The sequence below is a fragment of the Synechococcus sp. R6-7 genome, assembly GCF_047461695.1.
Lineage (GTDB): Bacteria > Cyanobacteriota > Cyanobacteriia > Thermostichales > Thermostichaceae > Thermostichus.
In genome coordinates this window covers 1-812 of sequence record NZ_JANSHS010000254.1, presented here as the reverse complement: position 1 = coordinate 812, position 812 = coordinate 1, and the positions used below count along the sequence as shown (strand labels likewise).

Annotated in this window: 1 protein-coding gene; it reads right to left on the bottom strand. The window is 56.9% G+C overall.

The features are described from left to right. On the bottom strand, window positions 1-812 hold an 812-nt coding region (locus NW815_RS07970; RefSeq protein WP_414415882.1), incomplete at both ends, for an RNA-guided endonuclease InsQ/TnpB family protein.

The window sequence follows — 812 nt, the reverse complement described above, 5'->3', positions numbered from 1 at the left end:
CCACCCCGCCAGAGGAGTCTCCACAGGCGTCACTTCCCCCAGAGCTTGGGGTAGTTCTGTACCACCGCAACAGGTTTAGGGCTGCATTCAAGTCGCGGTCTAGCTCCAGACCACAACACGGGCAGCAAAACACCCTTTCCTGCAGTGGCATCTTCTGTCGGTGCCCACACCCTGAACACAGTTGGCTGGACGGATAAAACCTATCCGCCACCACCACCTGACAGCCGTAGAGCCGGGCCTTATACTCTAGCTGTCGCCGAAACTCGTAGAACCCACAGTCTGACAGCGCTCCTGCCAGCTTGCGGTTCTTGAGCAGGTTCTTCACCTGCAAGCCCTCAATCACCACCACCCGATACTTCTTGGCCAGGTAAGTCGTTAGCTTGTGCAGATTGTCTTGCCGAATGTCTGCCACCCGCTTATGGGCCTTGCCTAACTGCACCACCGCCTTCTTACGGTTAGCGGATCCCTTCTGCTTGCGACTCAGCCGCCGTTGCAGTCTGGCCAGACGCTTCCTCGCCTTGCGGTAGGGCTTTGGGTTCTCGAATACTTCCCCGTCGGAACAGGTGGCCAGGTGATGGATACCTAAGTCCACTCCCACAACTTCCCCGGTCTTCTCCACCTGAGGCGCTGGAGCTTCATATTTGAAGGAGATATACCAATGTCCGGCGCGAAGACTAATGACCACGTTCTTGGGTGTGGTCGCCGGAAGTAACTCTGCACAGCGCAGCCAACCGAAGATAGGCACCTTGATGCGGTCGCCAGAAATGCGGATGTTGCCTTCTAGGTAAAAGCTGTCTCGCACTCCCTTGCGT